This is a genomic window from Streptomyces sp. NPDC087859 (assembly GCF_044742595.1).
Classification (GTDB): domain Bacteria; phylum Actinomycetota; class Actinomycetes; order Streptomycetales; family Streptomycetaceae; genus Streptomyces; species Streptomyces canus_F.
On the sequence record NZ_JBIUUU010000040.1, the window covers coordinates 22,787 to 31,680 of the forward strand.

Sequence of the window (8,894 nt, forward strand, 5' to 3'; positions counted from 1 at the left end):
CCACGCGGCGGAGCCGCACATCGATGCTGCCCCGCGCCCCTGAGCGGCTCTGCGAAAACCGTCGGTCCTATGATCCGTTGATCCGATCGGGGGAGTCTCCGTCTGTCACCGCCGCGCTCCTCACGGAACGTTGCAGAGCGTGAACTAGGCTCTGAAACTGCCCGAACCGGAGTCCCGGCGGGCTTGCGCGTGCGGTGGGACGGGAGTGTGGCCCGTGACGGACCAGGCGGTGGACACAGGCGGCGTTCAGCTGTCAGTCGAGGGTCATTTCCTGGGCCGGACACGGGAGTTGAAGGAGCTGCTCGCCGACATCGAGCGAGCGGGCCTCGACACCCTCTCCGGGAAGAAGGCTCCCCGCGCGCGCGTGCTCCTCATCGCGGGCCGACCCGGCTCCGGCCGCACCGCGCTCGCCGAGGAGCTCGTACGACAGGTCGCGGAGCGTTACGACGACGGAGTGCTGCGCGCCCGGCTCAGCGAGCCCGACGGCACCCCCGTCCCCGTCGAGCACACCGCCCGCGAACTGCTCACCGCCCTGGACCTTCCGACGCCGGCCGGTGCCTCCGAGGACGACCTGACGGCAGCCCTGCGCGACGCCCTCGCCGACCGGCGCGCCCTGCTGCTGCTCGACGACGCGGTGAGCGCGGACCAGGTCGACGCCCTGCTCCCGGAGACCCCGGAGTGCCTGGTCGTGGCGGTTTCAGGTGGCCCACTCACCGGTATCTCCGACGTCCGGCCCTGCACGCTCGGCGGCCTCGACACCAAGTCCGCCCTGGACCTGCTGAGCCGCTTCACCGGCTCGGTCCGCATCACCGTCGACCCGCGGGCGGCGGAGGGCCTCGTCGAGGTGTGCGAGGCACAGCCCGCCGCCATGATGCTCGCCGGCGGCTGGCTCGCCGCCCGCCCCAAGGCCGCCGTCGCCGACCTCGCCAAGCAGTTGCGCACGGAGGGTGACGAGGGAACGCCGCTCAGCCGCGTCTTCCGGTTCGCCTACTCCGCCCTGCCCAGCCCCGCCGCCCGGATACTGCGGCTGCTCTCCCTCGCCCCGGCGGGCCTGGTCGACCCGCACACCGCCTCCGCCCTCGCCGGCTGCTCGGTGGGCGGTGCCCGCACCACCCTGGACGACTTCGTCGCCCTCGGTCTGCTGCACGCCGTGGAGTCGCCGCTGCCGCAGTACGTGGTGCCGGGCTGTCTGCACCCCCTGCTCAAGGCGCTCACCGAGACCCAGGACCGCCCCGGCGAGCTCCAGCTGGCCCGTGCCCGGATGCTGGAGCGGACCGTGCGGCTGCTGCAGTCGTCCCGCGCGATCACCGAGACCGACAGTCCCGAGGCCCGCGAGAAGCTCCAGGGCATGCCCCGCTCGCTGCGCTACCCCAGCCCCCGGGCCGCCGAGGACTGGCTGCGCATCCGCCGGTCCGCCCTGCTGGCCTCGGCCCGCCTGGCCGTCGCCGACGGGGAGCTCGACACCCTCGCCCGCCGTCTGATGTCCCAGCTGGTCAGGGCCATGGTCGCGCACTTCGGCACCCAGGCGGCCGCGGCCGACCTGTACGGCCTGCACCGGCTCGTCCTGGATGTGGCCGAGCGCCGGGAGCTGCCCCGGGAGAAGGCGGCGGCGCTGCTGAACCTCGGAGACCTGGACGCGCAGACCGGGCGCACACAGGAGGCGCTGACGCGGTACCGGGCCGCGCTGGACGCCGGGCGCGAAGCGAATGACCCGTATGCGACCGGTCGCGCGATGGAATCCGTAGGCGGTGCGCATCTGGAGCTCGGGGACTACGACCGGGCCGCCGACTGGTTCGGTCGCGCCCTTGCCCAGCGGCTGGCCCGGGACGAGCGTGCGGACGCCGCCCGGCTGTACGGCCGTATCGCCGCGACGCACACCTACGCGGGCCGCTACGGCGAGGCGATGCGCGGATGGCGGGCCGCGGTCGCCGGGCACCGCAAGAACGGGGATGTGGCCGCCCACGCACGGGCGTTGAGCGAACTCGCGCGTGTCCAGGAGTACGCGGGGCGGCCCGAGGAGTCGCTGCGCACCTGCCAGGAGGCCGTCGAGTGGGCGCGGCGCGCGGAGGACGTACGGCTGCAGGCCGCGCTCCAGCTGAGGCTCGCCGACACGCTGGAACACCTGGGCGATCCGGCCGCTGCGGGGCTGCACCGAGGGGCCGCCGAGCGGCTGCTGGGAGAGGAGCTTTCGGAGGCCGAACCGGAACCGGAGCAGCCTGATCCCGCGAAACAAGACCCTGATGCCTGCGAAATCCGTAGTACATCCACTGAAGATTGATGCAATGAAAGGCTAGACAGCGGGAACACCTTCATTAGACTGGCTCTGCCGCACCTTCTCCTGCGGTGCATCCCGGTGTGCTCATGCGTGCCCGGGTATGTGTTGTATTGCCCCATACCCTCTGAGCCAAGGACCGTGATCGACGTGAAGGTCGGCATCCCCCGCGAAGTCAAGAACAACGAGTTCCGGGTGGCCATCACCCCCTCCGGCGTGCACGAGCTGGTGCGCCACGGCCACCAGGTCCTCGTCGAGCAGAACGCCGGTCTCGGCTCGTCGATCCCGGACGCGGAGTACGTCGCCGCCGGCGCGCAGATCCTCGCCACGGCCGACGAGGTGTGGGCCACCGCCGACCTGCTGCTCAAGGTCAAGGAGCCCATCGCCGAGGAGTACCACCGCCTCCGCAAGGACCAGACGCTCTTCACCTACCTGCACCTGGCCGCCTCCAAGGAGTGCACCGACGCGCTCATCGAGTCCGGCACCACGGCGATCGCCTACGAGACGGTCGAGCTGCCCTCGCGCGCGCTGCCGCTCCTCGCCCCGATGTCCGAGGTCGCGGGCCGGCTCGCCCCGCAGGTCGGCGCCTACCACCTGATGCGCTCGGCCGGCGGCCGTGGCGTGCTCCCCGGTGGTGTGCCCGGCACCCAGCCCGCGAAGGCCGTCGTCATCGGCGGCGGTGTCTCCGGCTGGAACGCCACGCAGATCGCCGTCGGCATGGGCTTCCACGTCACGCTGCTCGACCGTGACATCAACAAGCTGCGCGAGGCGGACAAGGTCTTCGGCACCAAGGTCCGGGCGATCATGTCCAACGCCTTCGAGCTGGAGAAGGCCGTCCTGGACGCCGACCTCGTCATCGGCGCGGTGCTCATCCCGGGCGCCAAGGCCCCGAAGCTGGTCACCAACGAGCTCGTGTCGCGCATGAAGCCCGGAAGTGTCCTTGTCGACATCGCGATCGACCAGGGCGGCTGCTTCGAGGACTCCCGGCCGACCACCCACGCCGAGCCGACCTTCAAGGTCCACGACTCGGTCTTCTACTGCGTCGCCAACATGCCCGGCGCGGTGCCCAACACCTCCACCTACGCGCTCACCAACGCGACGCTGCCGTACATCGTCGAACTCGCCAACCACGGCTGGGTCGAGGCGCTGCGCCGCGACGCCGCGCTCGCCCGGGGTCTCAACACCCATGACGGCAAGGTCGTTTACAAGGAGGTCGCCGAGGCGCACGGCCTGGAGCACGTGGAGCTCGAGGCCCTGATCGGCTAAGTCACCTTTTCGTAAAGGCGATACGTCAACAAGGCGCGTCAACGACTCGCAGGCGGCCGGACCTTGCCCGACAAGGTCCGGCCACATGTGTGTATGGTCACTTTGCGACGCTCGGTCAACTCGCCTCGAACGTAACCCTTTGGTCGATTCGCACACCGGTGAAACCTGCCGTGCGACGGCCGTACGCCCTTGACAGCGCGATGTTTGATTGCCGACACATCCTGCCGGGTCCGGCGGATTGTGTTGCTGTGAACACCCGACACGCCATAGAGTCGCCAACCGTCGGCATGGTGCCACGCTGACCTTGTCTAGAAGTTTCCTGGTCACCAAGGAGGTAAGACGACTTGTGAATGAGTCGACATTTACTCCCGGAGGTGGTCAACCAGGAACGCCTGCACGGGCTGAGGGCCCCGCGGGGTTCGAGGCTGTCGGCTCCGTCGCGGTGCGCACCTTCGCAGCCCACCAGAGCCACCTGAACCGGAGGGTGACTCTGTCAGCACACCAGAGCATGGATGGCCATCACGTGAACGCCATGGCCGGCGACGGAAGTGGCGCGCCCCACAGCCAGTTCGCCGACTACGACGAACTGCCCGAGGGGCACTTCTACGACCCCGACGCCGAATACGAGCCCGACCCCGAGTACGCGGCCACGCTCGCTCCCGACGCTGCCCGCCAGCGCCGTGAGCGCATCGGCCCGACCGGACGCCCGCTGCCGTACTTCCCGATCCCGGGTCCGCTGACCGATCACGGACCCGCGAAGATCATCGCGATGTGCAACCAGAAGGGCGGCGTCGGCAAGACGACGTCGACCATCAACCTGGGTGCCGCGCTCGCGGAGTACGGACGTCGCGTGCTGCTCGTGGACTTCGACCCGCAGGGCGCGCTGTCGGTGGGCCTCGGTGTCAACCCGATGGAGCTCGACCTCACCGTCTACAACCTGCTCATGGAGCGGGGCATGGCGGCCGACGAGGTCCTGCTGAAGACCGCGGTCCCCAACATGGACCTGCTGCCGAGCAATATCGACTTGTCGGCGGCGGAGGTCCAGCTGGTCTCCGAGGTCGCGCGCGAGTCGACATTGCAGCGGGCCCTGAAGCCGCTCATGGCCGACTACGACTACATCGTGATCGACTGTCAGCCTTCACTGGGTCTGCTCACGGTCAACGCCCTGACGGCCGCGCACAAGGTGATAGTGCCACTGGAGTGTGAGTTCTTCGCCCTCCGTGGTGTCGCCCTGCTGACGGAGACCATCGAGAAGGTCCAGGAGCGGCTCAACCCGGAGCTGGAGCTCGACGGGATCCTCGCCACGATGTACGACTCGCGCACCGTGCACAGCCGTGAGGTGCTCGCGCGTGTCGTCGAGGCGTTCGACGACCACGTCTACCACACGGTCATCGGGCGCACGGTCCGCTTCCCGGAGACCACGGTCGCCGGTGAGCCGATCACCACGTACGCCTCCAACTCCGTCGGCGCCGCCGCCTACCGCCAGCTCGCCAGGGAGGTGCTCGCCCGGTGTCACGCCGAGTGAGTCTGCCGGGGGCCGACGAACTCTTCCGTACGACAGGGGGAATGGCGCTCCAGCCGTCCACTCCGCGGCGGGGGGCCAACGGCGAAGCCCGGGTGCCCGCGCCCGCGGGGGACAGCGACGGGGCCGCGGCCGGGTCGTCCGAGGACGCGCCGCAGTCGGTGCCCGCGCAGGGCGGTGACGGCGACGGGGCGGAGCATGTGGCGACGGAGCCGGCCGCGGCCGGTGAGTCCCGCAGCCGGGACGCGGAGCGCTCCGGGCGACGTCAGGACGCGCAGGAAGGTTCTGCCGCGCCGCGCAAGCAGCGCGGCGGTGGCCGCGCGGCCTCACGCCGGCCCAGCGGGCGTGAGCGGCACGACGAGAAGATCACCGTGTACGTCTCCGCCGAGGAGCTCATGGATCTGGAGCACGCCCGTCTGGTGCTCCGCGGCGAGCACGGGCTGGCCGTCGACCGCGGGCGCATCGTCCGCGAGGCGGTCGCCGTGGTGCTGGCCGATCTGGAGTCCCGGGGAGACGCGAGCATCCTCGTACGCCGACTGCGCGGGCGGTAGCGGTAGCCTGCGGGGGCCATGACCTCGAACGACGTTCCCGCCCCCGGCGCACCTGCCGGCCGTCGGCGTGTGCTGGGGCGGGGCCCTCTGCGGGGCGAGCCGGAGAGCGAGTCGGTGACCGAGGCCGAGTCTCCGGCCGAGGCCGGTGGGCCGTTGTACCCGCCCGTGCCGGTGCCGGTGACGGTGGAGCCGGAGATCGCGGAGCCCGAGGCCGTCGTACCGGAACCCGAACCGGAGCCCGAGGCCCCGCCTCGTGAGACCCCCGCCGAACCCCAGGAGCCCGGCGACGGTGTCTTCAAGGTCCGTCTCTCCAACTTCGAAGGTCCCTTCGATCTCCTCCTCCAGCTGATCTCCAAGCACAAGCTGGATGTGACCGAGGTCGCCCTGTCCAAGGTGACCGACGAGTTCATGGCGCACATCCGGGCGATGGGGCCGGACTGGGACCTGGACCAGACGACCGAGTTCCTCGTGGTCGCCGCCACGCTCCTCGATCTCAAGGCGGCCCGTCTGCTGCCCTCCGCCGAGGTCGAGGACGAGGCCGACCTCGCGCTCCTCGAAGCGCGGGACCTGCTGTTCGCGCGACTGCTGCAGTACCGCGCGTACAAACAGATCGCCGACATCTTCAACCACCGCCTCGACGAGGAGGCCCGCCGCTACCCCCGTACCGTCGGCCTCGAACCGCACCACGCCGAACTGCTGCCCGAGGTCGTCATCAGCATCGGCCCGGAGGGGTTCGCGAAGCTCGCCGTGAAGGCGATGCAGCCCAGGCCCAAGCCGCAGGTGTACGTCGACCACATCCACGCGCCGCTGGTCAGCGTGCAGGAGCAGGCCGGGATCGTCGTCGCCCGGCTGAAGGAACTCGGCGAGGCCAGCTTCCGGACGCTGGTCGAGGACACCGACGACACCCTCACCGTCGTAGCGCGATTCCTCGCGCTGCTGGAGCTGTACCGGGAGAAGGCCGTCGCGCTGGACCAGGAGACGGCCCTCGGCGACCTCCTCGTGCGGTGGACCGGCGGGGAGGGCGACGCCGAGCCGATGGTGACCGACGAGTTCGACCGACCGCCCGAGCCGCCCAAGGAGGAGAAGGCGTGAGCGAGGAGACCACCGACGTTCCGGCCGGGCCGCGCACCGTCGCCGACCTCGATCTCAGGCCCGCCCTGGAGGCCGTCCTCATGGTCGTGGACGAGCCCGCCACCGAGGAACACCTCTCGAAGATCCTCCAGCGGCCCAGACGGCAGATCGCGGATGCGCTGCGGGCACTGGCCGACGAGTACACCGTCCAGGGGCGCGGTTTCGAGCTGCGGCTGATCGCCGGGGGCTGGCGTTTCTACAGCCGGCCCGAGTTCGCGGCGGCCGTCGAGGGCTTCGTGCTGGACGGCCAGCAGGCCCGGCTCACCCAGGCAGCCCTGGAGACCCTGGCCGTCGTCGCCTACCGTCAGCCGGTGAGCCGCAGCAGGGTCTCGGCCGTACGAGGAGTCAACTGTGACGGGGTCATGCGGACCCTCCTCCAGCGCGGTCTGGTCCAGGAGGCGGGCGCGGAACCCGAAACAGGTGCGATCCTGTACGTGACGACGAACTACTTTCTGGAGCGGATGGGCCTGCGAGGCCTGGACGAGCTCCCGGAGCTCGCGCCCTTTCTCCCCGAGGCGGAGGCGATCGAGGCCGAGACGCTGGAAGGGGTCCCGTCGTTCGATCCGGACGCACCGGATGCAGATGCAGACGACACGACGACGACGGAACTTTGATGCGAAGCAGTGGCAGCGGCAGTGGCAACAACAGCGGGCGCGGCAAGCCCCGGGGAACCGGTGGCGGCGGCAACCCCCGCGGGACGGGCGGACGCGGCTCCCAGCCGACCGGCGGGGGAGGGCGCGACGACAAGCCGAAGCGCGCGGGCAAGCCCCGTCCCGAGGAGCGCCGCTACGACGTAGGACCGGGCGGGACCCATGAGGGCCCGAAGTCCGGGCGCGGTGCCTCCGCGCGCGGCGGTGCCAAGGGCGGGCCCAAGCAGGGCCAGGGCACCGGGCGCGGCCGCTGGGTCCCCGCGACCTCCCGCGAGTACGAGGCGCGGGCCGAGGAGCGCAACCGCGAGCGGTACGCGAACAAGAAGGACGTCAAGCTGCCCAAGACCTTCCCGGGCGCCGAGCAGGAGGGCGAGCGGCTCCAGAAGATCCTCGCGCGCGCGGGCTACGGCTCCCGGCGGGCCTGCGAGGAGCTCATCGAGCAGGCGCGGGTCGAGGTCAACGGCGAGATCGTCCTGGAGCAGGGCAAGCGTGTCGACCCGGAGAGGGACGAGGTCAAGGTCGACGGCCTGACGGTCGCGACGCAGTCGTACCAGTTCTTCTCGCTGAACAAGCCGGCCGGCGTCGTCTCCACGATGGAGGACAACGAGGGCCGTCAGTGCCTCGGTGACTACGTGACCAACCGGGAGACGCGGCTCTTCCACGTCGGACGGCTCGACACCGAGACCGAGGGTGTCATCCTGCTCACCAACCACGGCGAGCTGGCGCACCGGCTGACCCACCCCAAGTACGGCGTGAAGAAGGTCTACCTCGCGCACATCGTGGGTCCGATCCCGCGTGACCTGGGCAAGCGCCTGAAGGACGGCATCCAGCTGGAGGACGGGTACGCGAAGGCGGACCACTTCCGGGTCGTCGAGCAGACCGGCAAGAACTACCTCGTCGAGGTCACCCTCCACGAGGGCCGCAAGCACATCGTGCGCCGCATGCTGGCGGAGGCCGGCTTCCCGGTCGACAAGCTGGTGCGGGTCGCCTTCGGCCCGATCACCCTGGGCGACCAGAAGTCGGGCTGGCTGCGGCGGCTGTCCAACACGGAGGTCGGGATGCTGATGAAGGAAGTCGACCTCTAGGTCTCGCCCTTTCGTGAGTACGACGGCCGGTTCCGGATTCTTCTCCGGGGCCGGCCGATGTGTTTTCGCGCTCCCGCCGGTCTCCAATCCCACACGGACGAGGGGAGCGGGCATGACCAGGACGAGGGATCTGCGGGTCCGGCGGGGCCACGACGGGGACGAGGGCCGGGCGTTCTCGTGGATCGGCGCGCGCCGGATCGCCACCAGTACGTGTCTCACGGCCCTGGAGGGCCGCGCGCGGCATCCGCTGCTCTCCGGGCCCGGAGAGCCGTCAGAGGCGCCTGAGAGGTCACTGAGGGCCCCTGCGGGGGTGCCGTGGCCGGCGGGGGGGTGCCCCTATGTCTTTGGTCAAGGTGGTCGGGTCGGTGTCTGGTGGGTCTGGCAGTGTGGCTGTCGTGAGTGATGACGTGTCTGTTC

At 70.4% G+C, this 8,894-nt stretch carries 7 protein-coding genes; all 7 read left to right on the forward strand.

Annotated elements, in window-relative coordinates:
* The first annotated feature begins 214 nt into the window (after positions 1-214).
* On the forward strand, positions 215-2,278 hold the full coding sequence (locus tag ACIOHP_RS49645; RefSeq protein WP_361548797.1) for a tetratricopeptide repeat protein: 2,064 nt from the start codon (positions 215-217) through the stop codon (positions 2,276-2,278).
* 135 nt (positions 2,279-2,413) lie between these two features.
* Positions 2,414-3,538: an alanine dehydrogenase gene (ald, locus tag ACIOHP_RS49650; protein ID WP_401898429.1), complete on the forward strand. Its 1,125-nt coding sequence runs from the start codon at positions 2,414-2,416 to the stop codon at positions 3,536-3,538.
* Positions 3,539-3,884: 346 nt separating this feature from the next.
* Positions 3,885-5,063, forward strand: a complete 1,179-nt coding sequence (locus tag ACIOHP_RS49655; protein WP_171145042.1) for a ParA family protein — start codon at positions 3,885-3,887, stop codon at positions 5,061-5,063.
* The gene (locus tag ACIOHP_RS49660) at positions 5,048-5,611 is read left to right on the forward strand and encodes a hypothetical protein (protein ID WP_361486571.1); all 564 of its coding nucleotides are present in this window, start codon (positions 5,048-5,050) and stop codon (positions 5,609-5,611) included. The genes ACIOHP_RS49655 and ACIOHP_RS49660 overlap by 16 nt, the downstream gene beginning before the upstream one ends.
* A gap of 18 nt (positions 5,612-5,629) precedes the next feature.
* On the forward strand, positions 5,630-6,703 hold the full coding sequence (locus ACIOHP_RS49665) for a segregation and condensation protein A (protein WP_401898433.1): 1,074 nt from the start codon (positions 5,630-5,632) through the stop codon (positions 6,701-6,703).
* Positions 6,700-7,356 (forward strand): SMC-Scp complex subunit ScpB, encoded by a 657-nt coding sequence (gene scpB, locus ACIOHP_RS49670; protein WP_307032663.1) that lies wholly within the window; start codon positions 6,700-6,702, stop codon positions 7,354-7,356. Before ACIOHP_RS49665 ends, scpB begins: the two co-directional genes overlap by 4 nt.
* On the forward strand, positions 7,356-8,477 hold the full coding sequence (locus tag ACIOHP_RS49675; RefSeq protein ID WP_361548804.1) for a pseudouridine synthase: 1,122 nt from the start codon (positions 7,356-7,358) through the stop codon (positions 8,475-8,477). The genes scpB and ACIOHP_RS49675 overlap by 1 nt, the downstream gene beginning before the upstream one ends.
* Positions 8,478-8,894: the final 417 nt, after the last annotated feature.